The sequence below is a fragment of the Pseudomonas sp. HR1 genome, assembly GCF_030175875.1.
GTDB lineage: Bacteria > Pseudomonadota > Gammaproteobacteria > Pseudomonadales > Pseudomonadaceae > Chryseomonas > Chryseomonas oryzihabitans.
This window is the reverse complement of sequence record NZ_JASNRF010000003.1, coordinates 293,746-320,439: the sequence shown is the minus strand read 5'-3', so window position 1 is coordinate 320,439 and position 26,694 is coordinate 293,746. Positions and strand designations below refer to the sequence as shown.

23 protein-coding genes are annotated in these 26,694 nt (G+C 65.8%); 15 read left to right on the top strand and 8 right to left on the bottom strand.

Annotated features, from left to right (window positions below; all coding sequences use genetic code 11):
• Window positions 1-74: 74 nt before the first annotated feature.
• Window positions 75-1,112, bottom strand: a complete 1,038-nt coding sequence (gene mreB, locus QKY98_RS12870) for a rod shape-determining protein MreB (protein ID WP_007159533.1) — start codon at window positions 1,110-1,112, stop codon at window positions 75-77.
• 232 nt (window positions 1,113-1,344) lie between these two features.
• On the opposite strand from mreB, the gene gatC reads away from it, so the two are divergent.
• The 4 genes from gatC (at window position 1,345) to QKY98_RS12850 (ending at window position 5,043) form a co-directional block, all read left to right on the top strand.
• Window positions 1,345-1,632 (top strand): Asp-tRNA(Asn)/Glu-tRNA(Gln) amidotransferase subunit GatC, encoded by a 288-nt coding sequence (gene gatC, locus QKY98_RS12865; RefSeq protein ID WP_027597101.1) that lies wholly within the window; start codon window positions 1,345-1,347, stop codon window positions 1,630-1,632.
• A gap of 8 nt (window positions 1,633-1,640) precedes the next feature.
• The gene (gatA, locus tag QKY98_RS12860) at window positions 1,641-3,092 is read left to right on the top strand and encodes an Asp-tRNA(Asn)/Glu-tRNA(Gln) amidotransferase subunit GatA (RefSeq protein WP_044341479.1); all 1,452 of its coding nucleotides are present in this window, start codon (window positions 1,641-1,643) and stop codon (window positions 3,090-3,092) included.
• Between the two features lie 14 nt (window positions 3,093-3,106).
• The gene (gatB, locus tag QKY98_RS12855; protein WP_027602558.1) at window positions 3,107-4,555 is read left to right on the top strand and encodes an Asp-tRNA(Asn)/Glu-tRNA(Gln) amidotransferase subunit GatB; all 1,449 of its coding nucleotides are present in this window, start codon (window positions 3,107-3,109) and stop codon (window positions 4,553-4,555) included.
• An 89-nt stretch (window positions 4,556-4,644) separates the two neighbouring features.
• Window positions 4,645-5,043, top strand: a complete 399-nt coding sequence (locus QKY98_RS12850) for a septal ring lytic transglycosylase RlpA family protein (RefSeq protein ID WP_115945906.1) — start codon at window positions 4,645-4,647, stop codon at window positions 5,041-5,043.
• 8 nt (window positions 5,044-5,051) lie between these two features.
• Here the strand turns inward: QKY98_RS12850 and QKY98_RS12845 are convergent, their stop codons facing one another.
• The 6 genes from QKY98_RS12845 to QKY98_RS12820 all read right to left on the bottom strand — a co-directional run bounded on the left by QKY98_RS12845 (window position 5,052) and on the right by QKY98_RS12820 (window position 11,870).
• On the bottom strand, window positions 5,052-6,071 hold the full coding sequence (locus tag QKY98_RS12845) for an alginate lyase family protein (RefSeq protein ID WP_231500972.1): 1,020 nt from the start codon (window positions 6,069-6,071) through the stop codon (window positions 5,052-5,054).
• 224 nt (window positions 6,072-6,295) lie between these two features.
• On the bottom strand, window positions 6,296-7,207 hold the full coding sequence (gene kdgD, locus QKY98_RS12840; RefSeq protein ID WP_007159539.1) for a 5-dehydro-4-deoxyglucarate dehydratase: 912 nt from the start codon (window positions 7,205-7,207) through the stop codon (window positions 6,296-6,298).
• A 133-nt stretch (window positions 7,208-7,340) separates the two neighbouring features.
• Window positions 7,341-8,093 (bottom strand): FadR/GntR family transcriptional regulator, encoded by a 753-nt coding sequence (locus tag QKY98_RS12835; protein ID WP_027597104.1) that lies wholly within the window; start codon window positions 8,091-8,093, stop codon window positions 7,341-7,343.
• Between the two features lie 83 nt (window positions 8,094-8,176).
• Entirely contained in the window at window positions 8,177-9,910 is a 1,734-nt protein-coding gene (locus QKY98_RS12830; protein WP_267398129.1) for an ABC transporter ATP-binding protein/permease, read from the bottom strand.
• A gap of 123 nt (window positions 9,911-10,033) precedes the next feature.
• On the bottom strand, window positions 10,034-10,594 hold the full coding sequence (locus tag QKY98_RS12825) for a response regulator transcription factor (protein WP_007159542.1): 561 nt from the start codon (window positions 10,592-10,594) through the stop codon (window positions 10,034-10,036).
• Window positions 10,595-10,610: 16 nt separating this feature from the next.
• On the bottom strand, window positions 10,611-11,870 hold the full coding sequence (locus tag QKY98_RS12820; protein ID WP_284671020.1) for an ATP-binding protein: 1,260 nt from the start codon (window positions 11,868-11,870) through the stop codon (window positions 10,611-10,613).
• A gap of 176 nt (window positions 11,871-12,046) precedes the next feature.
• Between QKY98_RS12820 and QKY98_RS12815 the strand changes: the two genes are divergently transcribed.
• The 11 genes from QKY98_RS12815 (at window position 12,047) to QKY98_RS12765 (ending at window position 25,262) form a co-directional block, all read left to right on the top strand.
• Window positions 12,047-12,754 (top strand): SIMPL domain-containing protein, encoded by a 708-nt coding sequence (locus QKY98_RS12815; protein ID WP_007159544.1) that lies wholly within the window; start codon window positions 12,047-12,049, stop codon window positions 12,752-12,754.
• Window positions 12,755-13,000: 246 nt separating this feature from the next.
• Window positions 13,001-14,599 carry an ABC transporter substrate-binding protein gene (locus QKY98_RS12810; RefSeq protein WP_007159545.1) on the top strand — a complete coding sequence of 533 codons (1,599 nt, stop codon included), beginning with the start codon at window positions 13,001-13,003 and terminating at the stop codon, window positions 14,597-14,599.
• A 70-nt stretch (window positions 14,600-14,669) separates the two neighbouring features.
• The gene (locus QKY98_RS12805) at window positions 14,670-16,268 is read left to right on the top strand and encodes an ABC transporter substrate-binding protein (protein ID WP_284671019.1); all 1,599 of its coding nucleotides are present in this window, start codon (window positions 14,670-14,672) and stop codon (window positions 16,266-16,268) included.
• Window positions 16,269-16,310: 42 nt separating this feature from the next.
• Window positions 16,311-17,903 carry an ABC transporter substrate-binding protein gene (locus tag QKY98_RS12800; RefSeq protein WP_077171853.1) on the top strand — a complete coding sequence of 531 codons (1,593 nt, stop codon included), beginning with the start codon at window positions 16,311-16,313 and terminating at the stop codon, window positions 17,901-17,903.
• A gap of 144 nt (window positions 17,904-18,047) precedes the next feature.
• Entirely contained in the window at window positions 18,048-19,466 is a 1,419-nt protein-coding gene (locus QKY98_RS12795) for an OprD family outer membrane porin (protein WP_027602554.1), read from the top strand.
• Window positions 19,467-19,826: 360 nt separating this feature from the next.
• Window positions 19,827-20,837 carry an ABC transporter permease subunit gene (locus QKY98_RS12790; RefSeq protein ID WP_007159549.1) on the top strand — a complete coding sequence of 337 codons (1,011 nt, stop codon included), beginning with the start codon at window positions 19,827-19,829 and terminating at the stop codon, window positions 20,835-20,837.
• Between the two features lie 22 nt (window positions 20,838-20,859).
• Window positions 20,860-21,771: an ABC transporter permease subunit gene (locus QKY98_RS12785; protein ID WP_027602553.1), complete on the top strand. Its 912-nt coding sequence runs from the start codon at window positions 20,860-20,862 to the stop codon at window positions 21,769-21,771.
• Window positions 21,768-22,799, top strand: coding sequence for an ABC transporter ATP-binding protein (locus QKY98_RS12780; RefSeq protein ID WP_144960077.1), 1,032 nt, complete (start codon window positions 21,768-21,770; stop codon window positions 22,797-22,799). Before QKY98_RS12785 ends, QKY98_RS12780 begins: the two co-directional genes overlap by 4 nt.
• The gene (locus tag QKY98_RS12775) at window positions 22,786-23,811 is read left to right on the top strand and encodes a peptide ABC transporter ATP-binding protein (protein ID WP_284671018.1); all 1,026 of its coding nucleotides are present in this window, start codon (window positions 22,786-22,788) and stop codon (window positions 23,809-23,811) included. Before QKY98_RS12780 ends, QKY98_RS12775 begins: the two co-directional genes overlap by 14 nt.
• Window positions 23,812-24,025: 214 nt before the next feature.
• Entirely contained in the window at window positions 24,026-24,445 is a 420-nt protein-coding gene (locus QKY98_RS12770) for a GNAT family acetyltransferase (protein ID WP_284671017.1), read from the top strand.
• Window positions 24,446-24,791: 346 nt separating this feature from the next.
• Entirely contained in the window at window positions 24,792-25,262 is a 471-nt protein-coding gene (locus tag QKY98_RS12765; protein ID WP_027597112.1) for a helix-turn-helix domain-containing protein, read from the top strand.
• A gap of 232 nt (window positions 25,263-25,494) precedes the next feature.
• On the opposite strand, the gene QKY98_RS12760 is transcribed toward QKY98_RS12765, so the two are convergent.
• Window positions 25,495-26,613: a hypothetical protein gene (locus QKY98_RS12760; RefSeq protein WP_223855415.1), complete on the bottom strand. Its 1,119-nt coding sequence runs from the start codon at window positions 26,611-26,613 to the stop codon at window positions 25,495-25,497.
• Between the last annotated feature and the right edge of the window lie 81 nt (window positions 26,614-26,694).

The window sequence follows — 26,694 nt, the reverse complement described above, 5'->3', positions numbered from 1 at the left end:
AGTTCCTCGCAGAACGCGCCCGGCGCTCCGGCCGCCAGGGGCAGCCGGAGCGGGGCCTGTAGCCTGGAACTGCCTTATTCGGTGGACAGCAGGTCCATGGCGTGGCGATCCATCATGTCCAGCGCCTTGCCGCCGCCACGGGCCACGCAGGTCAGCGGGTCTTCGGCGACGATCACCGGCAGCCCGGTTTCCAGCGACAGCAGCTTGTCCAGATCGCGCAGCAGGGCGCCACCACCGGTCAGCACCAGGCCGCGCTCGGCGATGTCGGAAGCCAGCTCCGGCGGCGACTGCTCCAGGCAACTCTTGACCGCCTGGACGATGGTCGCCAGGGATTCCTGCATGGCTTCGAGCACCTCGTTGGAATTGAGGGTGAAGCTGCGCGGTACGCCTTCGGCCAGGTTGCGGCCACGGACGTCGATCTCGCGGACCTCGCCGCCCGGGTAGGCGGTGCCGATTTCCTGCTTGATGCGCTCGGCGGTGGATTCGCCGATCAGGCTGCCGTAGTTGCGGCGCACATAGGTGACGATGGCTTCGTCGAAGCGATCGCCGCCGACGCGGACGGATTCGGCATAGACCACGCCATTCAGCGAGATCAGGGCGATCTCGGTGGTGCCGCCACCGATGTCGACGACCATGGAGCCATGGGCTTCCTCGACCGGCAGACCGGCGCCGATGGCCGCGGCCATCGGCTCCTCGATCAGGAACACCTCACGGGCACCCGCGCCCAGCGCGGATTCGCGAATGGCGCGACGCTCGACCTGGGTCGACTTGCAGGGCACGCAGATCAGCACCCGCGGACTGGGCTGCAGGAAGCTGTTCTCGTGCACCTTGTTGATGAAGTATTGCAACATCTTTTCGCAGACGCTGAAGTCGGCGATGACGCCGTCCTTCATCGGGCGAATGGCGGAGATGTTGCCCGGCGTCCGGCCGAGCATGCGCTTGGCGTCGGTACCGACGGCGACGACGCTCTTCTGGTTGCCGTGGGTACGGATGGCGACGACCGACGGCTCGTTGAGCACGATGCCACGCTCGCGGACATAAATAAGGGTGTTGGCGGTTCCCAGGTCGATCGACAGATCGCTGGAGAACATGCCACGCAATTTCTTGAACATGAGGTGACCCTAGGCGGTGACAAGCAGGCACGCGACAGGACAAACGTGCGGGTAAAAAAGTGCGGCAGACTCTATCAATCGCAGGGATTTAGGGCAAGGCGCCGATATGCTAGATTGAGAGCTTTTCCGGGCCGTTAAGCCCCTGTTCAACGCGGCGCCCGACCCGCCCAGCCCGTCTCCAGCATACGCGGCCACCGACCGGGTCACGCCGCCTTCCTGCTTGGAGAAGCCGATGGCGCTCGAACGCACCGACGTCGAAAAGATCGCTCACCTGGCCCGCCTGGGTCTCGATGAAGCGGATCTCGCCGCTACCACCGCCACCCTCAACGACATCCTCGGCCTCGTCGACCAGATGCAGGCCGTGGACACCACGGGTATCGATCCCCTCGCCCACCCGCTGGAAGCCACCCAGCGTCTGCGCCCCGACCAGGCCACCGAAGGCGACCGGCGCGAGGCCTACCAGGCCATCGCCCCGGCCGTGGAAGCCGGCCTGTACCTGGTCCCCAAGGTGATCGAGTGAGACACGACATGCATCAGCTGACCCTGACCGAAATCGCCGCCGCCCTGGCCGCGAAGGATTTTTCCGCCGAGGAACTGACCCGCGGCCTGCTGCAGCGTATCGAGCAGCTCGACCCGCAGCTCAACAGCTTCATCACCGTGACCGCCGACGCGGCCCTGGCCCAGGCGCGGGCCGCCGACGCCCGACGCGCCGCTGGCGAGAATGGCGCCCTGCTCGGTGCGCCCCTCGCCCACAAGGACCTGTTCTGCACCCAGGGGGTGCTCACCAGCTGCGGTTCGAAGATCCTCACCGGCTTTAAGGCACCCTATGACGCCACCGTGGTGGAGCGCCTGGCCGCGGCCGGTACCGTCTCCCTGGGCAAGCTGAACATGGACGAATTCGCCATGGGTTCGGCCAACGAGTCCAGCCACTACGGCCCGGTGAAGAATCCCTGGGACCTCACCCGGGTCCCGGGCGGCTCCTCCGGCGGTTCCGCCGCGGCCGTGGCCGCGCGCCTGCTGCCGGCCGCCACCGGCACCGACACCGGCGGCTCGATTCGCCAGCCGGCGGCCCTGACCAACCTCACCGGCATCAAGCCCACCTACGGCCGCGTCTCGCGCTGGGGCATGATCGCCTACGCTTCCAGCCTCGACCAGGGCGGCCCCCTGGCGCGCACCGCCGAGGACTGCGCCCTGCTGCTGCAGGCCATGGCCGGTTTCGACCCCAAGGACTCCACCAGCGTCGACCAGCCGGTGGACGACTATCGCGCCGCCCTGCAGCAGCCGTTGAGTGGCCTGCGCATCGGCCTGCCGCGGGAATACTTCGGTGCCGGCCTGGACGCCCGCATCGGCGACAAGGTGCTGGCCGTGGTCGAGGAGCTGAAGAAGCTCGGCGCCACCGTCAAGGACATCTCGCTGCCCACCCTGCAGCACGCGATTCCGGCCTATTACGTCATCGCCCCGGCCGAAGCCAGCTCCAACCTGTCGCGCTTCGACGGCGTACGCTTCGGCTATCGCTGCGAGAATCCGGTCAACCTGGAAGATCTCTACAAGAGATCCCGTGGCGAAGGCTTCGGTGCGGAAGTGAAGCGCCGCATCATGGTCGGCACCTATGCCCTGTCGGCCGGCTACTACGACGCCTACTACCTCAAGGCCCAGCGCATCCGCCGGCTGATCAAGAACGACTTCGTCGCGGCCTTCGCCGAGGTCGACGTCATTCTCGGCCCGACCACGCCGAACCTGGCATGGAAACTCGGCGAGAAGAGCAACGACCCGGTCTCCGCCTATCTCGAAGACCTCTACACCATCGCCGCCAACCTCGCCGGCATCCCCGGCCTGTCGATGCCGGCCGGCTTCGTCGACGGCCTGCCAGTGGGCGTGCAGCTGCTCGGCAACTATTTCCAGGAAGGCCGGCTACTCAACGTCGCCCACCAGTACCAGCAGGTCAGCGACTGGCATCGCCAGGCGCCGAGCGGCTTCTGAGGAAGGATAGAGACATGCAATGGGAAACCGTGATCGGGCTTGAGATCCACGCTCAGCTCAGCACCCAATCGAAGATTTTCTCCGGCAGCGCCACCAGTTTCGGCGCCGAGCCCAATGCCCACGCCAGCCTGGTCGACCTGGGCATGCCCGGCACCCTGCCGGTGCTCAACGCCGAGGCGGTGCGCATGGCCTGCAAGTTCGGCCTGGCCATCGACGCCGAGATCGCCGAACGCAACGTCTTCGCGCGCAAGAACTACTTCTATCCGGACCTGCCCAAGGGCTACCAGACCAGCCAGATGGATCATCCCATCGTCGGCAAGGGCCACCTGGACATCACCCTCGAAGACGGCACCGTCAAGCGCATCGGCATCACCCGCGCGCACCTGGAAGAAGACGCCGGCAAGAGCCTGCACGAAGACTTCCACGGCATGAGCGGCATCGACCTGAACCGCGCCGGCACGCCGCTGCTGGAGATCGTCTCCGAGCCGGACATCCGCAGCGCCAAGGAAGCCGTGGCCTATGTGAAGGCCATCCATGCCCTGGTGCGCTACCTGGGCATCTGCGACGGCAACATGGCCGAGGGTTCGCTGCGTTGCGACTGCAACGTCTCGGTGCGCCCCAAGGGCCAGGAAGCCTTCGGCACCCGCGCCGAGATCAAGAACGTCAACTCCTTCCGCTTCATCGAGAAGGCCATCAACCACGAGGTCCAGCGCCAGATCGAATTGATCGAGGACGGCGGCACCGTGGTGCAGGAAACCCGCCTGTACGATCCCAACAAGGACGAGACCCGCTCCATGCGGAGCAAGGAAGAAGCCAACGACTACCGTTACTTCCCCTGCCCCGACCTCTTGCCGGTAGTGATCGAGCCGGCCTTCCTGGCCGAGGTGCGCAGCCAGCTGCCCGAGCTGCCGACCGAGAAGCGCGATCGCTTCCAGAGCGAGTACGGGCTGTCGGTCTACGACGCCAGCGTGCTGTCCGCCAGCCGCGAACAGGCCGACTACTTCGAGGAAGTCCAGCGGGTGAGCGGCGACGCCAAGCTGGCCGCCAACTGGGTGATGGGCGAACTGTCGAGCCTGCTCAACAAGCAGGACCTGGACATCGCCCAGGCGCCGGTGAGCGCGGCCCAACTGGGCGGCCTGATTCTGCGCATCAAGGACGACACCATCTCCGGCAAGATCGCCAAGATGGTGTTCGAGGCGCTGGCCGCCGGCGAAGGCGCGAGCGCCGACGCCATCATCGAAGCCAAGGGCCTCAAGCAGGTTACCGACAGCGGCGCCATCGAGGCCATGCTGGACGAGGTCCTGGCGGCCAACGCCGCCCAGGTCGAGCAATACCGCGCCAGCGACGAAGCCAAGCGCGGCAAGATGTTCGGCTTCTTCGTCGGCCAGGCCATGAAGGCCTCCAAGGGCAAGGCCAACCCCGGCCAGGTCAACCAGCTGCTCAAGCAGAAACTGGAAGGCTGACGGCGGTCGCACGGGGTAACGGAGCGGGGCTGACAGTCCCGCTCCGACCCCTTAAGCTGCTGCCGGTCGTTTTGCCAGGAGGCATCGAGATGCATCGGATCCACCGTGCCGGACTGCTGTCGCTGGTCCTGCTGTTCGCCGGTTGCGCCAGTCATGAAAGCTTCCCGCCCACGCTGTCCTCCAGTGCTGCCCATGACTATCAGGACACCGGCATGGCGTCCTTCTACTCCAAGTGGCACGCCGGGCGCCGCACCGCCAGCGGCGAGAAATACGATCCCGGGGCCCTGACCGCGGCCCATCGCACCCTGCCCTTCGGCACCCGGGTCCAGGTCACCAACCTGGCCAACGGTCGCAGCGTGGTGGTGCGCATCAACGATCGGGGGCCGACGGTCCGCCGCCGGCTGATCGACCTGTCGCGCAGTGCGGCCGATCGTCTCGACATGGTGGCCGACGGGACCTCCCGGGTCAGCATCCGCAGCCTCGACTGATACGGGCGCTAGCCCTGACAGGCCGGGGCAAAGGCCCACAGCAGCCGTGGCGGCGCCGCGGCGAGCTGTCGGGCGATGGAGGCATAGCGCGGATCGAGCAGACTGGCCGACCAGTACAGGTTTCTGGCGTTCTGCGGATCCCAGCGCCCCGCATAGCCGGGCAGACCGGCCTCGGCGCGTTGCACATCGAAATGTACTGTCGTCTTGCGGAATTCCTCATGACTGCGCTGGCCTTGCGCATAGGGCAGCAGCCAGTCGAGCGCCCTGGCCAGGGTCTGACCGTCTCGACCCCGCAAGTGCAGCCAGTCCTCGCCGCGCCCCTGGGCCACCGCCGCCGCCAGCACCAGGGGTTCGAGGTCGTAGACGACATAGTGCAGGGCATCGCGCTCGCCGAAGTCCAGCACCTCGCCATCGGGCTTGAGATTGACCGACAGCTGCGCCACGAAGGCCGCCCGCGCCCGGGCGAACAGCGCCGGGTCATCCAGGGCACCCGCCGCCAGGGTCGCCAGCTTGATCCTGTGACTCTGCCAGTTGTTGCTCCAGACGCCACGGGCATCCCCACGATGCGCTTCCATCTGCTGCAGATAGCCCTCGGCCAGGGTCTCGATGAACGCGCGGGTGCGCTGGGCCGTGGCCAGGGGCAGGTCCGCCGCGGTCAGCCGATAGGCGAGGATGAGACCGCCCAGGTTGGTTTCGTCGATGGGCTGGAAGCTGGGCCGATACCCTGGCAGCCAGGCATCGAGATAGCGGGCCAGACGTGCCAGGGCCGCGGCATCGCGACTGTCCCGCCAGGCCAGCGCCAGATCGAGCATGTAGCCGAAGTCGCGCACCGCCGCGGCGGATTGATCGTGGATGCCGGTGTGCGGCAGGGTCCCCGCGGTATGGATCACCGGCAGCGCCTGGGGCTCCGGCGCCGGAGGCCGGCTGACCGCCAGTGCCAGCGCCGCGGCCGAGGGTGGCGTCGCGGCCAGGCAGGTCGAATGCCCGGGTGCTGCGGCCAGGGCGAGATACAGCAAGGCAGCGCTCATGGCGGGAATCCCCTGGCTAGCGGTAGCACGACTGGGCTGGTATCCCCCCAGCCTGGCACCCGCGCCTTAGCAACGCCTTAAGTCAGCCGCCCAGGGTAGCCCTCTGACGCTGGCGTCCTGCCAGCCGCCAGGAAAACCAGCCAAAAAAAAGCCCGCGACCAAGCGACTGGCCGCGGGTTGTGCAACGGGGGAGAGGCGCCGGAGCCCCTCTCGAAAAGCGGATCTTACTGGGGACCGAGCTTGTCCATCAGGGCGGCGAGCTTTTCGTACTCGTCCTGCTTGAGATCCGTCAGCGGGGTGCGCACGGGGCCGGCGTCGTAGCCGGCGATACGGGCGCCCGCCTTGACGATGCTGACGGCGTAGCCGGCGCAACGGTTGCGGATTTCCAGGTACGGCAGGAAGAAGTCGTCGATCAGCTTGCCGACCGCCTGGTGATCGTCACGGGCGATGGCTTCGTAGAACTGCACGGCGGTCTTGGGAATGAAGTTGAACACGGCCGAGGAATAGACCGGCACGCCCAGCGCCTTGTAGGCGGCGGCATAGACTTCCGCGGTGGGCAGGCCACCCAGGTAGCTGAAGCGATCGCCCAGGCGACGGCGAATGGCGACCATGAGTTCGATGTCACCCAGGCCGTCCTTGTAGCCGATCAGGTTCGGGCAGCGCTCGGCCAGTTGCTCCAGGTGATGGGGCTGCAGGCGGCAGACGTTGCGGTTGTAGACCACCACGCCGATCTTGACCGACTTGCAGACGGCTTCGACATGGGCGGCCACGCCGTCCTGGCTGGCTTCGGTCAGGTAGTGCGGCAGCAGCAGCAGACCCTTGGCGCCCAGCCGTTCGGCCTCCTGGGCATAGGCGATGGCCTGGCGGGTGGAGCCACCGACACCGGCGAGAATCGGCACACTGCCCTGGCAAGTGTCCACCGCGGTCTTGATGATGCCGCTGTATTCGCTGGCTTCCAGCGAGAAGAATTCACCGGTGCCGCCAGCGGCGAACAGTGCGGTCGCACCGTAGGGGGCCAGCCACTCCAGGCGCTTGGCATAGGTGTCGGGGCGGAAGTCGCCGTTGGCATCGAAGTCGGTCAGCGGAAAGGACAGCAGACCGGAAGAGAGGACGTGTTTGAGTTCTTGTGGAGTCATCTTGAGTGCCTCGGCATAGGTTGGACTGGGGTGCGGCAGGTCCGCTACCCGTTGTAAGTCATCGTACAACCTCCTTTGTGGAAGGGGCAAGCCCCAACCAGAAAAATGCCTATCGCGACGTCAAAGCCCTGCTTCAGACCTCTTCCGCCTGGCGTTCCATTTCTTCATGGGCGCGTCTGAGCCGCTCGCGACTGTTGCTCAGGTGCAGGCGCATGGCCGAACGAGCCGCCTCGAGGTTGCCGTCTTCGATGGCCTGGACAATGGCTTCGTGCTCGGCATCCAACCGCTTCTGATAGAGCTGCTGGTCGTCGTGGGCGAGATAGGCGGAATTGAGCCGGGTGCGCGGAATCAGCACCGTGCCCAGGTAGCTCATGATGTCGCTGAAATAGCGATTGCCGGTGGAACTGGCGATCAGCAAGTGCAATTCCAGATCCGCGCTCACCGCGCGATCGGGCTGCTCGACGCCGGTGCGCATGGCTTCCAGCAGCGCCCACATGGCCTGCAGTTGCTCGGCCGAGCGGCGCTGGGCGGCCAGGCCGGCGGCCTCGACTTCCAGGCTGATGCGCAATTCGAGCATCGCCAGGACGTCCTTGAGGGTGGTGATGGTGGCCGGATCGATCGGCAATGGCGACTCGGGGCGCCGCTCCAGCACGAAGGTGCCGATGCCGTGGCGCGTTTCCACGTAACCCCCGGCCTGCAGCCGGGAAATGGCCTCGCGCACCACGGTGCGACTCACGCCCTGGGCCTGCATGATGGCCGACTCGGTGGGGAGCTTGTCGCCAGGCTGGAATTGGCCGTCGCCGATCTGCTGAATAAGCACTCCGACGACCTCTTCTGCCAGGCTGCGGGGTCTTTTTCGGGGGCGGGATACGGTAGCTGCTGACATGGATTCTCGTACCGATTGAAGGGACTCTGGAATCATAGCACCCCCCTTCCCGAAAACGCCCGATTTAGACCGCTTAGTCCATATCAGAGACCCTCGCCAACCGCTCTAGGACGCAGTTCTTGGCCCTCCAGCAGCAGGTGGCGGCGATGGTAGGCGCGCAGGCTCGGACGATGGCCGACACTGACCAGGGTGAGACCCGGATTTTCCGCCAGCAGACGCTCATAGAGCGCACGCTCGTCCGCTTCGCTGAGCGCCGAGCTGGCTTCGTCGAGAAACAGCCAGTCGGGGGCATAGAGCAGCGCCCGCGCCAGGGCTACCCGCTGCTGCTCGCCGGGCGACAGGGTGCGTTCCCAGTGGCGGGCTTCATCCAGGTGCTCGCGCAGGTGATCGAGACGGCACTGCTGCAGCACCTCGGCCAGCCGCTCGTTGGAATAGGCATCCGCTGGCTGCGGATAGGCCAGGGCTTCGCGCAGGGTGCCGATGGGCAGATAGGGTTGTTGCGGCAGGAACAGCTGACGCCCCGGCGGAACGCCGATCCCGCCCTGCCCTTGCCGCCAGAGTCCGGCCAGGGCCCGCAGCAGGGTGCTCTTGCCACTGCCCGAGGCGCCTTCGATCAGCAGGTGTTCGCCACGGGCGATACGCAGATCGGTGGGATGCAGCAGCAACCGGCCGGCGGCACCCAGGGAAAGACCTTCCAGGACCAGGTCGCTGCTACTGGCATGGGGCACCAGGATGTCGGTCTCCTGGCTGAATTCGGCCATGGTCTCGCGAAAGGTCAGCAGACGATCGGACACGGCGCGCCAGCCGGCCAGGCTGACGTAGGCGTCGACGAACCAGCTGAGACTTTCCTGGACATTGCCGAAGGCCGAGTTGATCTGCATCAGATCGCCGAGCTGGATCTTGCCGGAAAAATAGCGCGGCGCCGCCAGGACGAAGCCGGCGATGATGGCGATCTGGCTGTAGCCAGCGGTGAAGAACGTCAGCCGCTTGGTGTAGTTCATCACCAGGTGGTAGTTGCCCCAGACATAGCCGAAGCGATCCAGCAGACGGCGGTGCTCGTTGGCCTCACCGCGGAACAGCGCCACGCTCTCGGCCTTCTCGCGGACGCGGATCAGGCCGAAGCGCAGGTCGGCTTCATAGCGTTGCTGCTGGTTGTAGAGACCGATCAGCCGACGGCCGATCAGATGGGTCAGCCAGGTGCCGACGGTGGCGTAGATCAGGGCCGCCCAGAACATGTAGGCCGGGATGGTGATGCCGAACAGGGTGATGTCGCCGGAGATGCCGAACAGGATGACGCTGAAGGACACCAGGCTGACCACGGTGCGGATGAAGCCCAGCCCGAGGCTCAGGGTGGTTTCGGCGAAGTCGCGGATGTCTTCGGTGAGGCGCTGGTCGGGGTTGTCGGCACCGCCTTCGCGTTCCAGCTGATAGTAGTTGCGGTCGGACAGCCAGAGACCGAAGTGCTTTTCGGTCAGCCAGCGCCGCCAGTTGATGGTCAGCGCCTGGGTCAGGTACAGCCGGTAAACGGCCAGCAGGATGGCGGTGGCGGCCAGCCCGCAGAAATACAGCATCAGCCGGATGAAGGCGGCCAGATCGCGATTCTGCAGGGCGTCGTAGAAGTAGCGATACCAGGTGTTCAGGGCCACCGACAGGCCGACCCCGGCCAGCGACAGGGCGATGACCACGGACAGCAGGAGCCAGGCCTTGCCTTTCTCTTCACTGCGCCAGTAGGGGGTGATCAGGGCCCAGACGCGGGCCAGGAAATGCCCACGGGAAGCCCCGTAGACGGAGGGCACGGGTACGGCGGATTCGGACATGCTCGGACTCTCAAGGACTGCTCAACGAGACGCCTGCACAGCCTATGCCGGAAAGCCTGAACGAATTCTGACTGAAACAATGTAACAGTTTGTCGCCCACGGCGATCGTGGGCGATGCCAGCCTCAGCGGCGCACCGGGCGCTTCTGCAGCTTGCGCTGCAGGGTACGGCGGTGCATGCCCAGCGCCCGCGCGGTCGCCGAGATGTTGCCTTCGTGCTCGGACAGTACCCGCTGGATGTGCTCCCACTGCAGGCGATCCACCGACATGGGATTGTCCGGCACCAGGGTGTCGAGATCGGCGTGCTGGGCGAGCAGACCGGCCAGGACGTCGTCGGCATCCGCCGGCTTGCACAGGTAGTTGGTGGCGCCGCGCTTGATGGCCTCCACCGCGGTGGCGATGCTGGAATAGCCGGTGAGGATCACCACGCGCATCTCCGGGTGCAGCTCCAGCAGCTGGGGCAGCAGCACCAGCCCCGAGTCCCCTTCCATCTTGAGGTCGAGCACGGCGTAGTCCGGCAGGTCTTCCTTGGCCAGTTGCAGGCCTTCCTCGGCGCTGTCGGCGATGGACACGCGCAAGCCGCGGCGATCCATGGCGCGTGCCATCACCCGGGTAAAGGTGGGATCGTCGTCGACCAGCAGGATGTGGGGCTGGTCGTCGAAACCGCTGTTGAGGTCGTCAGTCATAGAATTCTCCAGGCATTCACGCCAGGGCGTAGTGCCGCGGCAGGCGCAATTCGGTCAGGGTGCCGCCTTCTCCGTGATTGTAGAGCTTCACCGTGCCGCCGGCGCGGGTGACGCTGGCCTGGCTGAGAAACAGGCCCAGTCCGAAGCCCTTGCCCTTGGTGGTGAAGAAGGGCTTGCCGAGCTGTTCGGCGATGGCCAGGGGTACGCCGGCACCGTGATCGCGGATCGACAGGCACAGCTCGCGCGCATCCCAGTGCAGACGGATGGCCAGGTTTTCCGGGCAGGCATCGGCGGCATTGTTGAGTAGATTCAGCAGTGCCTGGGTAAGTTCGACCGGCGGGGTCAGGCGCGGTGGCGTGCCCAGACTGACCACCTCGAAGCTGTAGGTGGCTTCCGGTCGCATCAGGTGCCAGCGATCCATGGTCGCCTCCAGCCACTCCACGGCGGTCTGCTCCTGCACCGTCTGGCGGCGGTCCGCCTCGGCCGCGCGCACCAGTTGCTGCAGGGTCTGCTTGCACTGGCCGACCTGGGCCTGCAACAGCGCCAGGTCCTCGCTCAGGGTCGGCTGACCGGCGTACTCCTGCTGCAGCTCCTTGAGCAGCACGCTCATGGTGGACAGCGGCGTGCTCAACTCGTGGGCCGCGCCGGCGGCCTGGGTGGCCACGGCCAGCAGCTGCTGATCGCGCATGGCCTGTTCGCGGCGCTGGGCCTGCAGGCTCTCCTGCTCGCGCAGGGCGGTGGCCATGCGCGCGACGAACAGGGTGATGACCGCGGCGGACAGGGCGAAGCTCAGCCACATGCCGTAGCTGAGCACCGCGCCGTCGTTGGCCACCAGCAGGTGCAGCGGCTCGTAGGACAGCAGCATCAGCGAGAAGACCGCCAGGGTCAGGGCCGCCAGGATCAGGGTATAGAGCCAGGGCAGCGTGGCCGCGGCGATGGTCAGGGGCACCAGGTAATAGGAGGCGAAGGGGTTGGTCGGACCGCCGGCGAAATACAGCAGGGCACTGTGGATGGCCAGGTCGCAGCCCAGATGGGCGGCGTATTCCTGCTCGGTGACCGGCCAGGGGCGGGTCAGCCGCAGGGCGGCGAACAGGCAGAGTACGGCCGAGACGCCCAGGGTGATGGCCAGGGCCGTCCAGGGCAGCTGGACGATGCCCGACAGCCGGGCGATGCCCACCGAGCCGGCCTGCGCGGCCAGCACCAGCACGCGGATGATGACCAGGCGCCCGAGATTCTGGCGATTGGCGGACAACCATTGAACAGGCAAGGAGAACATGCGAGGTTCCAGGCGCAAGAAACGATCGAGACGACAGCCCCGCGGGGCTGCCGGTCAGAGCAGACTTGGCATTATAGCGATGGGTATCCGCCCGCAGCCGCCGACGCGGCAAAGCGACGCACCATCCGCCAGGTCCGCGGTCACACCGCTTTCGGACTGCCAATCAGGAGAACACCATGACCTTTCCCCTACGCCCGCTCGTGCTGGGCGCCGCGCTGTTCAGCACCCTGCTCGCCACCGGCGTCCAGGCCGATGAGCCGCGCTACAACCAGATCAGCCTGAGGGCCGAGGTCAGCCGCGAGGTCCCGCGCGACCGCATGCAGGTCATGCTCTACACCGAAAGCCAGGGCCAGGATCCGGCGGCCCTGGCCAGCGACACCACCAAGACCCTCAACGCCGCCCTGGAGCAGGCGCGCAAGGTCAAGGGGGTGGACGTTTCCCTGGGCAATCGCAACACCTATCCGGTCTATGAAGACCAGGGCCGCGCCATCAACGCCTGGCGCGAGCGCGGTGAACTGCGCCTGGAAAGCGCCGACTTCGCCGCCCTGTCCAAGCTGACCGGCGAACTGCTGGGCAGCCTGAAGATGGGCAACCTGCAATTCACCATCGCCGATGGTACCCGCAAGCAGCAGGAGGATGCCCTGTTCAAGGACGCCGTGGCCGCCTTCAAGGCGCGCGCCCAGCTGGCCACCGAAGCCCTGGGTGGCTCGGGCTATCGCATCGTCAGCCTGGACCTGGGCACCAGCGGCGTACCCCAGCCGCTGCCGATGCTGCGCATGTCGGCGATGAAGGCCGCCAGCGATGCCGTGACCCCGGATGTCGCCCCCGGCACCACCACCGTCGAAGTGACCGCGGGCGGTACCATCGAAGTACAGATGCCCTGATCTAGTGCAGAAAAGTAACAACGCTGTTTCGGTGCGCACTTTTGGTGCGCACCGACTTCCTGCCGCGACACCTTGTCTTACATCTTTGCGACATCTGTTTTGTGTTTGGGTCGCCTGGGGTCAATAGCTCGCCTGAGCTATGGACATGGGCACAGGCTGTGCATGTGGGCTCATCTGTCCACAAGACATCGGCATTCTGTTTCGCAACGCCACATCGTGTTGCGCCGTCCCCGACATGAGGTCTCCATGCACAAGAACGTACTCGCTGCCCTCTTCGCTTCCGGTCTGCTGGCCGGCGCACCCCTGGCCCAGGCGACCAACCTGGTGTTCTGCTCCGAAGGCAGCCCGGCCGGCTTCGATCCGGCGCAATACACCACCGGCACCGACTTCGATGCGTCGGCGGAAACCATCTTCAACAAGCTGACCCAGTTCGAGCGCGGCGGTACCCAGGTCAAGCCGGGTCTGGCGGAAAGCTGGGACATCAGCGAAGACGGCAAGGTCTACACCTTCCACCTGCGCAAGGGCGTGAAATTCCACACCACGGACTACTTCAAGCCGACCCGCGAATTCAATGCCGATGACGTCCTGTTCACCTTCCAGCGCATGCTGGACAAGAACAATCCGTTCCGGAAGGCCTACCCCACCGAATTCCCCTACTTCACCGACATGGGCCTCGACCAGAACATCGCCAAGGTGGAAAAGGTCGACGACTACACGGTGCGCATGACCCTCAACGAAGTGGACGCCGCCTTCCTGCAGAATCTGGCGATGCCCTTCCCGTCGATCCAGTCGGCCGAATACGCCGACAAGCTGCTCAAGGCCGGCAAGGCGGCCGAGATCAACCAGAAGCCGATCGGCACCGGTCCCTTCGTCTTCAGCCGCTACCAGAAGGATGCGGTGATCCGCTACAAGGCCAACCCGGACTACTGGGACAAGGTCGATGGACCCAAGGTGGACAACCTGATCTTCTCCATCAACACCGATCCTTCGGTGCGGATGCAGAAGCTCAAGGCCGGCGAGTGCCAGATCACCGTCTATCCGCGTCCGGCGGACCTGGACGGGCTGAAGAAGGACCCGAATCTCAAGCTGCCGTCGCAGCCGGGCTTCAACCTGGGCTACATCTCCTACAACGTCGAGCACGGCGAGCTGGCCAAGCTCAAGGTACGCCAGGCGATGGACATGGCGGTCAACAAGGAAGCCATCATCAACGCCGTCTACCAGGGCGCCGGCCAGGTAGCCGTCAACAGCATGCCGCCGACCCAGTGGTCCTATGACAAATCCATCAAGGACGCGCCCTACGATCCGGAAAAGGCCAAGGCCCTGCTCAAGGAAGCCGGCTTCAAGGAAGGCACCGAGCTCACCCTCTGGGCCATGCCGGTGCAGCGTCCCTACAACCCCAATGCGCGCCTGATGGCGGAGATGCTGCAGCAGGACTGGGCCAAGATCGGCGTCAAGACCAAGATCGTCAGCTACGAATGGGGCGAGTACATCAAGCGTTCCAAGAGTGGCGAGCAGGACATCATGCTGATCGGCTGGAGCGGCGACAACGGCGACCCGGACAACTGGCTGGCGACCCTCTTCGGCTGCAAGGCCATCGGTGGTAACAACTTCTCCCGCTGGTGCTACCAGCCGTTCGAGGACCTGGTGGTCAAGGCCAAGCGCGTGACCGACCAGGGCGAGCGCACCAAGCTCTACGAACAGGCCCAGCAGGTGCTCAAGCAGCAGGTACCCATGACGCCCATCGCGCACTCCACGGTCTACATGCCGATGCGCAAGGAAGTCCAGGACTACAAGATCAGCCCCTTCGGGTTGAACGAGTTCTACGGCGTCAGCGTCAGCAAGTGAAGCCTCTTGGCCAGGGTCGGGAGCTAGACTCCCGACCCTGGCCGTTCATTTGACTGATGGAGTGAGACCCATGCGCCTTCCCTACGCCTACTCGTTGCTGGCGGCGAGCCTGCTCGCCTGTGCTCCGCTCGCCCAGGCGGCGAGCAACCTCGTCTATTGCTCGGAAGCCAGCCCGGCCGGTTTCGATCCGGCGCAATACACCTCGGGCACCGAATTCGATGCCTCGGCCGAAACGGTCTTCAACCGCCTGGTGCAGTTCCAGCGTGGCGGCACCACTCTCGAGCCGGGCCTGGCGACCCAATGGGACGTGAGCGCGGATGGCAAGACCTATACCTTCCACCTGCGCCAGGGCGTGAAATTCCATACCACCGACTACTTCAAGCCCACGCGCGACTTCAACGCCGACGACGTGGTCTTCACCTTCCAGCGCATGCTCGACAAGGAGCAGCCGTTCCGTAACGCCTATCCCACGGAATTCCCCTACTTAACCGACATGGGGCTGGACCAGAACATCGCCAAGGTGGCCAAGGTCGACGACCACACCGTGGTCTTCACCCTGAACAACGTCGACGCCGCCTTTGCCGCCGACCTGGCCATGAGCTTCGCCTCCATCCAGTCGGCGGAGTACGCCGCGCAATTGCTCAAGGCGGGCAAGCCCGAGCTGCTCAACCAGCAGCCCATCGGCACCGGCCCCTTCGTCTTCAGCCGCTACCAGAAGGATGCGGTGATCCGCTTCAAGGGCAATCCGGACTACTGGAAGCCCGAGGACGTCAAGCTCGACAACCTGATCTTCGCCATCACCCCCGATGCCGCCACCCGCCTGCAGAAGCTCAAGGCCAACGAATGCCAGGTGAGCGGCTATGCGCGTCCGGCGGACCTGGTGGAGATGAAGCAGGATCCGCAGCTCAAGGTGCTGCAGCAGCCGGGCTTCAACGTCGGCTTCCTCGCCTACAACGTCCAGCATCCGCCGCTGGACAAGCCCGAGGTGCGGCGTGCCCTGGACATGGCCATCAACAAGCAGGCCATCGTCGACACCGTGTTCCAGGGCGCCGGCCAGGTCGCGCAGAACGTGATCCCGCCGAATCAGTGGTCCTACGACAAGAACATCAAGGGCGCGCCCTACGACCCGGAAAAGGCCAAGGCCCTGCTCAAGCAGGCTGGGATCAAGGACGGCACCGAGATCGCGCTCTGGGCCATGACGGTGCAGCGCGCCTCCAACCCCAACGCCCGCCAGTCGGCGCAGATGATCCAGCAGGATTGGGCCAAGGTCGGCATCAAGGCCAAGATCGTCAGCTACGAATGGGGTGAGTACATCAAGAGAGCCAAGGCTGGCGAACACGATGTGCTGACCTATGGCTGGACCGGCGACAACGGCGATCCCGACAACTGGCTGGGCGTGCTCTATGGCTGCAGCGCCATCGGCGGCAGCAACTATGCGCGCTGGTGCGACAAGAGCTACGACGCCCTCATCCAGAAGGCCAAGACCAGCAACGATCGCGCCGAACGCACCCGTCTCTACGAGCAGGCGCAACAGCTCATTCGCCAGCAGATGCCGGTGAGCCCCATGGCCCACTCGGTGGTGTCCCAGCCCATGCGCAAAGAAGTGCAGGGCTTCAAGATCAACCCCTTCGGCGTCACCGGTTTCTATGGCGTAAGCCTCGACCGCTGACCCTGTCCGGCCCGCCTCGCGGGCCTTCACGAGGAGCCTTCCGTGTCCAAACCGCTATTCTCGCTGTCTCTCGCCGCCCTCCTCTGCCTGACGGCCAATGCCGCCCTGGCACGCCCCCTGGTGGTCTGCACCGAGGCCAATCCGGAAGGCTTCGATCCGGGTCGCTACACTTCCGGCTATACCTTCAACGCCTCGGCCACCCCGCTGTACAACCGCCTGGTGGAATTCAAGCAGGGCACCGCCGAGCTGGAGCCGGGCCTGGCCGAAAGCTGGGAGGTCTCCCCCGATGGCCTGCAGTACACCTTCACCCTGCGCCAGGGGGTGAAATTCCACACCACCGACTACTTCAAGCCCACGCGCGATTTCAACGCCGACGACGTGGTGTTCAGCTTCGAGCGCATGCTCGACAAGAACAATCCCTGGTACAACCTCTCCCCGAGCGGCTATCCCTATGCCGCCGCCATGGAGATGGGCACCCTGATCAAGTCCATCGACAAGGTGGACGACAGCCACGTGCGCTTCACCCTCAACCAGCCCGAGGCGCCCTTCCTCGCCGACCTGGCCATGGCCTTCGGCTCGATCCTGTCCAAGGAATACGCCGACAGCCTGCTGGCCAGCAAGAAGACCGACGACATCAACCAGAAGCCCATCGGCACCGGTCCCTTCGTCTTCCAGCGTTATGCCAAGGATTCCAACACCCGCTACAAGGTCAATCCGGACTACTTCGGCAAGAAGCCGCAGATGGACGGCCTGGTGCTGGCGGTGACCCTGGATCCCAATGTGCGCATCCAGCGGGTGCGCAACAACGAGTGCCAGATCGGCCTGACGGTCAAGCCGCAGGACGTGCCGATGCTCAAGCAGGACAAGAGCCTCAAGCTGGCCCAGGTGGAAAGCCAGACCACCTCCTACCTGGCGATGAACACCAAGCACAAGGCGCTGAGCGACGTGCGGGTGCGCCAGGCCATCGCCATGGCCTTCGATCAGCAGAACTACCTGAAGACGGTGTTCGGCGAAGGCGGCGCCAAGGCGGCGATCAATCCCTATCCCTCTTCGCTGCTGGGCTACGCCAAGGACATCAAGCCCTGGCCCCATGACGTGGAGAAGGCCAAGGCGCTGCTCAAGGAAGCCGGCTATCCCGATGGCTTCACCCTCAAGTACTACATCAGCACCGGCACCGGCCCGGGCGGCAGTCCGGCGCTGGTGGCCCAGCTGATCCAGGGCGACCTCGCCAAGATCGGCATCAAGGCCGAGATCACCCAGTTCGAGTGGGGCGAATTCGTCAAGCGCACCAAGGCCGGCGAGCACGACCTGATGATGATGAGCTGGACCGGCGACAACGGGGACCCGGACAACTTCCTCACCAACAACCTGAGCTGCGCCGCGGTGCAGGGCGGCGAGAACCGCGCCTTCTGGTGCGACAAGGCCTTCAACGACGCCATCGAAAAGGCCAAGCGCATCAACGACCCGGCTCAGCGTACCGCCCTCTACGAACAGGCCCAGCAGATCTTCCACCAGCAGATGCCCTGGATTCCGCTGGCGCATCCGCTGTTCACCGACGTCCTGCAACCCAAGGTGCAGGGCTATGTGCAGAGTCCGCTGGGGGTCTACGACTTCTCCACGGTGACCCTCGACTGATCGGCACCTGATGCCGTAAGCGACCGGGCCCGGGCGGCCCGCCCCTCGACCTATCCCACCTCGCGCCGTGTTTCGGCGCGACGGGTTCGGTCGTGCCGGAAACGCCCAAAAAAACAGAAAAACGACCGCTTTGGAGCACAGCCGATGACCAACGTCCACCGTGGAGGCCTCGCCCTCTCGCTACTCACCCTGGCCCTGACCGCCCACGCCCAGTCCCCGGCGCCGGAAGATCCCAGCTACGCCAACGAGGTCCAGACCCTGCCCAACGTGCAGAAGCCGGTGAAGGGCCAGGAAGGCGCCAAGGGCTTCTTCGCCGACGACAGCCTGACCCTGGCCACGCGCAACTTCTTCGCCCGCGAGACCAGCTCCGATCCGATCTTCAGCTACACCAAGAACGGTACCCGGGTGCGCACCCACTCGCGCAATACCTGGGTCCAGGCCACGGCGCTCAAGTACAGCTCCGGCTACACCCAGGGCCCGGTGGGTTTCGGCATCGACGTGGCCGGCTATCAGGCCACCAACCTGGAGCGGGGCAAGGGTCAGATCGGTGGCGGCGGCAACCGCACCCTGGCCAACGCCGAGGGCGAGGGCCATGCAGAGTGGTCCAAGCTGGGCATCGCCGACGCGCGCTTCCGCGTCTCCAACACCGAACTCAAGATCGGTCGTTTCATGCTCGACACCCCGGTGATCAGCTACAACGACAACCGGCCCTTCCCCTCCGGCTTCGACGGCTTCGCCCTGACCAGCGATGAATGGGACAACCTCTCGCTGCAGGGTGGCAGCTTTACCCGGGTCAGTCCGCGGACCGGTGCCGGCGACGAGAAGTGGACCACCGAGTACGGCACCCGCGAGGTCACCGCCGACCGCCTGAGCTTTCTCGGTGGCAACTACAAGCTGCCCCAGGGCTGGGAAGTCAGCGTCTACGGCGCCAACTTCGAAGACGTCTGGAACCAGTACTTCCTGAGCGTGACCCAGGCCGGCGGCTCGCTCGACACCTTTGCCTGGAAGGCGGTGGCCAACGCCTATCGCACCGTCGACGCCGGCAGCGCCAAGGCCGGCGACATCGACAACACCGCCTGGAGCCTGGCGTTCACCGGCAGCCACCAGGCCCACAGCCTGACCCTGGCCTACCAGCAGATCGACGGCAACGAGTACTTCGATTACGCCCACGAAACCGCGGCCATCTACCTGGCCAACTCCCTGGTCTCGGACTACAACGGCCCCAACGAGAAGTCGCTGCAGATCCGCTACGAAACCGACTGGAGCTACTTCGGCGTGCCCGGCCTGAGCACCGGCGTCTGGTACGCCAAGGGTTGGGACATCGACGGCACCCACTACGACGCCGGCGCCGGCAAGTACGCCAACTATGCCGAGGTCCTGCAGCAGGATGGCGAGAAGCACCACGAGATCGGCCTGGTCACCACCTACAAGGTGCAGCAGGGCACGCTCAAGGACAGTCGCTTCCGCCTGTTGCTGACCGATCACCGCGCCAGCCAGAACCAGGTCGACGGCAACGTCAAGGAGCTGCGTCTGGTCTCCACCCTGCCGTTCAACCTGCTGTGATGACGAAACCCGGCGGATTTCGTGCAGCGCCCGGCATCTCGCCGGGATCGCGTCGCGAACACCGGCGAAGCCCTGGCCATGTCGAGGATATCGACGGCCGTGGCAACGTGGTAGTCTGCCGGGTTTGGAGCGCTGGCCCAGAGCGCTCTTCGAACCTATTCGTAGGACCGAACGAGCCTGCCGCTGGCAGGCCGCGTTCGTCGCGGACCAGGACGGTCCGCGCAGGGATGAATCCGGACCCACAAGGTCTGAGAGTCAGATCAAAAGCCTGCGGGCTTTTGAGCGGGCTTTCACTTAAAAACGCGGCCGGGCACGTACTCGCGCCGTCTTGATCAGCCTCAAGAGGAGATACCCCCTCCGATGCTCGCCTTCATCGCCCGTCGCTTCGGGCTGCTGATACCGACGTTCTTTGGCGTCACCCTGCTGACCTTCGCCCTGATCCGCCTCATCCCCGGCGATCCGGTGGAAGTCATGATGGGCGAACGCCGCGTCGATCCGCAGATGCACGCCGAAGCCATGCACCGCCTGGGCCTCGACAAGCCCCTGTACCAGCAGTATTTCGACTACATCGGCAATCTCGCCCAGGGCAACCTCGGCGAATCCCTGCGCAGCCGCGTCGGGGTCTGGGACGAATTCCTGACCCTGTTCCCGGCCACCCTGGAACTCTCGGTGGCGGCCATGCTGTTCGCCACGGTGTTCGGCGTGCTGGCCGGCATCATCGCCGCCCTCAGGCGCGGCTCCACGGTCGACCACGGGGTGATGGGCGTGGCCCTAACCGGCTACTCCATGCCGATCTTCTGGTGGGGCCTGCTGCTGATCATGCTGTTCTCGGTGCAGCTCGGCTGGACCCCGGTCTCCGGTCGTCTGGACCTGCTCTACGACATCCCGCCGCGCACCGGCTTCATGCTCATCGACACCCTGCTCTCCGACGAGCCCGGCGCCTTCGTTGATGCCCTCAAGCACCTGATCCTGCCGGCCATCGTGGTGGGCACCATTCCCCTGGCGGTGATCGCGCGCATGACCCGCTCGGCCATGCTCGAAGTGCTGCGCGAAGACTATGTGCGCACCGCTCGCGCCAAGGGCCTGTCGCCCAAGCGGGTGGTCTTCGTCCACGCCCTGCGCAACGCCCTGATCCCGGTGCTGACCGTGCTCGGCCTGCAGGTCGGTAGCCTGCTCTCCGGCGCGGTGCTCACCGAGACCATCTTTTCCTGGCCCGGCATCGGCAAGTGGCTGATCGAGGCCATCGGCGCCCGGGACTACCCGGTGGTGCAGAACGGCATCCTGCTGATCGCCACCCTGGTCATCCTGGTCAATTTCGTCGTGGACATCCTCTACGGCCTGGTCAATCCGCGCATCCGCCACCAGCGTTGATGCGCCCATACGGACAGAGCCTATGACAACGGTAAATACCCCGGCCGCTCAAGACCCGAGCGCCCTCTACCCCTCCCCCTTCAAGGAGTTCTGGCACGCCTTCGCCCGCAACAAGGGCGCCCTCGGCGGGCTGATCTTCATGGTCATCGTGGTGTTCTGCGCGCTCTTCGCGCCCTGGGTCGCCCCCCATGCGCCCAGCGAGCAATTCCGCGACTTCATGCTCACCCCGCCACTATGGCTGGATGGCGGCAACAGCCAGTTCCCGCTGGGCACCGACGAGCTGGGGCGTGACCTGCTCAGCCGACTGATCCACGGCGCCCGGCTGTCGCTGCTGATCGGCCTGGCCTCGGTGGTCTTCTCGCTGATCCCCGGCATCCTGCTCGGCCTGGTCGCCGGCTTCTCGCCCAATCGCGCCGGTCCGGTGATCATGCGCCTGATGGACATCATGCTGGCGCTGCCCTCGCTGCTGCTGGCCGTGGCCATCGTCGCCATCCTCGGCCCAGGCCTGATCAACACCGTGGTGGCCATCGCCATCGTCTCGCTGCCGTCCTATGTGCGCCTGACCCGCGCCGCGGTGATGGGCGAACTGCACCGCGACTACGTCACCGCCTCGCGGCTGGCCGGCGCCGGCACCCTGCGGCTGATGTTCGTCAGCGTGCTGCCCAACTGCATGGCGCCGCTGATCGTCCAGGCCACCCTGAGCTTTTCTTCGGCGATCCTCGATGCCGCCGCCCTGGGCTTCCTCGGCCTCGGCGTGCAGCCGCCCACTCCCGAGTGGGGCACCATGCTGGCCTCGGCCCGTGACTACATCGAGCGCGCCTGGTGGGTGGTGACCCTGCCGGGTCTCGCCATCCTCTTCACCGTGCTGGCCATCAACCTGATGGGCGACGGCCTGCGCGATGCCCTCGATCCGCGTCTGAAGGTGCAGTCATGAGCCTCCTCGAAATCCAGAACCTCTCGGTGCGCTTCGGCGGCGCCGACGCCCCGCCGGTGGTGGAAGGCCTCGATCTCACGGTGGATCAGGGCGAAATCGTCGCCATCGTCGGTGAGTCCGGCTCCGGCAAGTCGGTGACCATGATGGCCGTGATGGGCCTGATCGATCACCCCGGCCGCATCACCGCCGACCGCCTGGCCTTCGACGGCCAGGACCTGCTCAGCCTCAAGGGTCGCCGCCGGCGCCACCTGATCGGCAAGGAGCTGTCGATGGTCTTCCAGGACCCGATGACGGCGCTCAACCCCAGCTACACCGTGGGCTTCCAGCTGGAAGAGGTGATCCGCCAGCATCTGGGCCTCAAGGGTCGCGCCGCTCGCCAGCGCGCTCTGGAATTGCTGGAAAAGGTCGAGATCCCGGCCGCGGCCAGTCGCCTCGGCGCCTATCCGCACCAGCTGTCCGGGGGCATGAGCCAGCGCGTCGCCATCGCCATGGCCATCGCCGCCGAGCCGCGCCTGCTGATCGCCGACGAACCCACCACCGCCCTGGACGTGACCATCCAGGCGCAGATCATGGAGCTCTTGGTCAATCTGCAGCGCGACGAGGGCATGGGCCTGATCCTCATCACCCACGACCTCGCCGTGGTGGCCGAGACCGCCCAGCGCGTGGTGGTGATGTACGCCGGCCAGGCGGTGGAGAAAGGCGTGGTGCCGACGCTGTTCGACGCCCCCGCCCACCCCTATACCGAAGCCCTGCTGGCGGCCATCCCCGAGCACAGCCAGACGGATCGCCTGCACACCCTGCCCGGCATCGTCCCCGGTCGCTATGACCGGCCGGCCGGCTGCCTGCTCAGTCCGCGCTGCCCCTATGTGCAGCCGCGCTGCCAGGAGCGCCCGGCGCTGGAGCCCTATGACCGCGGCGCGGTGCGCTGCTTCTTCCCGCGCAACGTCGCCCCGGGCGAAGCCCCCCAGGTGCTGCCCGAACATCAACGCCCCAGCCAGTTGCCGGAGGATCGCCATGGAGCCGTCTGAAGCCACCGTCCTCGCCCGCTCCACCACCCCGGAGCAGGCGCCCGAGCACCTCGTGCTCGAAGCCAAGGGCCTGACCCAGCACTATCAAATCTCCCGCGGGCTGTTCAAGGACAGCGCCACGGTCAAGGCGCTCAACGGCGTCTCCTTCGACCTCCAGGCCGGGCGCACCCTGGCCGTGGTGGGCGAGTCGGGCTGTGGCAAGTCCACCCTGGCCCGTGCCCTGACGCTGATCGAGCAGCCCACCGCCGGCAGCCTGGTCATCGGCGGCCAGGACGTGGCCCAGGCCGACGCCGCCCGCCGCAAGGAGCTGCGCCGCGAGGTGCAGATGGTGTTCCAGAATCCCTACGCCTCGCTCAATCCGCGGCGCAAGATCGGCGACCAGCTGGCCGAGCCGCTGCAGATCAACACCAGCCTGTCGCGCACCGAAAGGCGCGAGAAGGTGCAGGCGATGATGCAGCAGGTGGGCTTGCGGCCCGAGCACTACCAGCGCTATCCGCACATGTTCTCCGGCGGCCAGCGCCAGCGCATCGCCGTGGCCCGCGCCATGATGCTGCAGCCCAAGGTGCTGGTGGCGGACGAGCCGACCTCGGCGCTGGACGTGTCCATCCAGGCGCAGGTGCTCAACCTGTTCATGGATCTGCAGCAGCAGTACCGCACGGCCTATGTGTTCATCTCCCACAATCTCTCGGTGGTGCGCCACATCGCCGACGAGGTGATGGTGATGTACCTGGGCTGCATCGTCGAAAAGACCAGTCGCGACCTGCTGTTCGAGCGGCCCCTGCATCCCTATACCCAGATGCTGCTGTCGGCCACCCCGAGTCTGCACCCGGACCCGAGCAAGCCGCGCATCCGCATCCAGGGCGAACTGCCCAATCCGCTGGATCCGCCACCCGGTTGCGTCTTCCACCGCCGCTGCCCCTATGCGACGGAAAAGTGCAAGACCGAGGTCCCGGCGCTGCGTAACGTGGAAGCCCGCCAGGTGGCCTGCCACTATGCGGAGAATTTTCTGTAGGCCAACGGCGCCGTTGGGCTTCACTGGCGCTCAATCCAACCTACTCACTGACGCTGGTACGTAGCAGCAACTCTCTTATCGCGGCCATGGGCCGCTCCTACATGGTGATCAGAACCCGTAGGAGCGGCCCATGGCCGCGATAGAGCCGTTAAAGCCAGCAGCATCCTCGAACGCACCTGTTATCTTTGGGCTTCATCCCGCTGCCAGACTCCCAATGTACATCCGCCCCTTCCAGCCCGCCGACACCGAGGCCGTGGTCAGCCTCTGGCAGGCTTGCGGTCTGACCCGTCCCTGGAACGATCCCTACCGCGACATCCAGCGCAAGCTCGCCGAGCAACCCGAGTTGTTTTTGGTGGGCGACGTGGACGGTGTCCTCATGGCCAGCGCCATGGTCGGCACCGATGGCCATCGCGGCTGGCTCTACTACCTCGCGGTGGCTCCCGCCCACCAGCGGCGCGGTCATGCCCGGCGACTGGTGGCGACCGCCGAACAGCTGCTCACCGAGCGCGGCTGCCCCAAGCTGCAGCTGATGGTGCGCCGGGACAATGCGGCGATCCTCGGCTTCTATGCGGCCTTGGGTTATGTGGAGGCCGAGGTCGTCACCCTGGGCAAACGGCTGATCGCCGACGACTAGAGTGGAAGGCGGCGAAGCCCTGTCCGCTGCCGATACTCAATGCCCAATGGAAAACGCTTCGCGGTTTTCCACGCTACGGACTGACAGCTGACTGCAGGGTGGGTAACGGCGCAGCCTTACCCACGCGCAGCCGAACCTGTTGTGGAAACCCTGGACGGTTTCCACCAGGTATAGCCGGTGTAGAGTGGACGGATCCTCTGAGGAGACGGGCTTCCGAATCCCCCTGCCGGCGAGGCCGTCAGGTCCCTGTCGTCTCCCTGTCAGGCTGCTGTCGGGTTGCCGTCGTGTCGGACAGAGGGGTCTGCGGCTAGGCTTTCCCTCGTCCCTCATCGCTGGAGAAATCGAGATGCAACTGCCCAACAGGATCAAGGAACACCGCCTGGCGCGAGCCTGGTCGCAAGAGCAGCTGGCCGAACTCGCGGGCATCAGCACCCGTACGGTGCAACGCCTCGAAAATGGCGAACAGGCCAGTCTGGAGACGCTGAGCGCCCTGGCCGCCGTCCTGGAGATCAGGGTGAGCGATCTGACCGAGCAAACCTCCCAGGAAGCAGGATCCGCCGCAGACGAGCGGATCGCCAATGCTCGTGAACAGGTGGCCGCCGAGATCGGCTTCTATTGGCAGGTGCTGCGAGGCCTGGTCATCTGCATCTTTCTCTATGTGCTCAATCGGGAGACCTCGCCCGACAGCCACTGGTCCTGGTGGGTCGCCGCCATCTGGGGAGTTCTGCTGCTGGGCCGCGGCATCCAGACCTTCTTCCTGCGCGACCGAATCGCCCTCTGGCAGCACGCCCGGCTGCAAAAGCTGCTACGCAAGTAGCAAAGGCCGGCGATCGGCACCCACCTCCCCGCGGCCTCGGGCCATAGCGCGGCCATCCGGCCATCGGACTACCGAGCCAGGTGGCGATCCTGGACTTCAACAGGCTCAGCGCCAACCCACGAGCGTGCCACCCGCTGCCGTAGGTTGGGCTGAGACGGCTTCATCGTCGAAGCCCAACATCCCAGACCTTTTCCTTGCTGTCGGGCTTCGCTGGGCTCAACCCAACCTGCGTTTAGCGTGGCAGCAGCCCCACCAACGGCCCCGGATGCTTGCGGACCTCGGCGTAGGGCACCAGGGTGCCGCCGGGTTCGTCGCAGTTGCGGGCGGCGCGGAAGAAGGTCGGACCGAGGTAGAGACCCTTGGGCGTCAGGTACCAGGGCGCGAATTGCCAGACGTCGGCGCTGCGATAATCGCAGCCGTCGCCATCGGCCGGCGCCTGCATCAGCTCTGGATACAGGCGGGTGAACAGCCCGATCACCCAGGGCGCCAGGGTCTGTTCCCGATAGTCCGCCAAGGCCTGGGAATAACGATCCTCCGGCTGCGGGCGGATTGGGAGGCCGTGACCCAGCCAGAGAACGTCTTCCAGCGCCAGCTCCTGGCCGGTCTGAAGATCCAGGGTCAGGGGCGCGCTGCCGAAATCCGGGTGGGCCGCGCCGCTGCAGCTGTACTGGCTGAACAGATTGACGCTGAGCACCCGCTCGGTGAGCAACTGCGGGGTCACCTGCAGGCTGTGCTCGCCGTCAGGACCGATGCAGCTCAGATGAGCGTCCACCTCCGCCCAGAGGCGGTCGCGCAGCACGGCATTGGCCGCCTCGCTGGCGCCCTCCACGGTAAACAGCTGCATGCCCGAGACCGGCTCGCGCCACCCGCGCAGCTCACGCCCCATGAAGGTCTGGCGCTCGCCCGGTTCCAGCTGGAGTCCCTGCAGACGGCGATATTCGTAGGGGTCGTCCCGGCGCAGTTGCTGCCGATAGCGATCGTCCGCGGCGGGCTGCGCCAGGTGCAGCGGGGCCAGGGCGAGGGGCAGGGTCTTGCCGGCCCCGCTCCAGCTGCCGGTCCAGCGACCGTCGGTGCCGCGCGTCAGCGACCAGCTGGCCTTGGCGCCCTCCTGCCAGGGCGCGCCCTCCTCCAGCTCCAGCCGGTCGCCCGGCTGGGCCGGACCGCTCAGGCGCAGGTCGCGGCGATAGCGGTCGTAGAAATAGCGCCCATAGGCTTCGTCATTGGCGGTGGGATCGAGCTCCACCACCACCCGGGCCTGGCCCAGGGTGCCTTCCAGCAGCAGCTTTTCCGCATGGGCGACGCCGGTGGTCAGCAGCAGGGCCAACCCCAGTCCGGACAGACAAGCTTTCATCAGGGCTCCCGCAGCCAGCGAATCGGTGTTGCGCCCAGGGTAGAGCAGCGGCGCGAGACTGTCTCGCGGGTCGGCGGACGA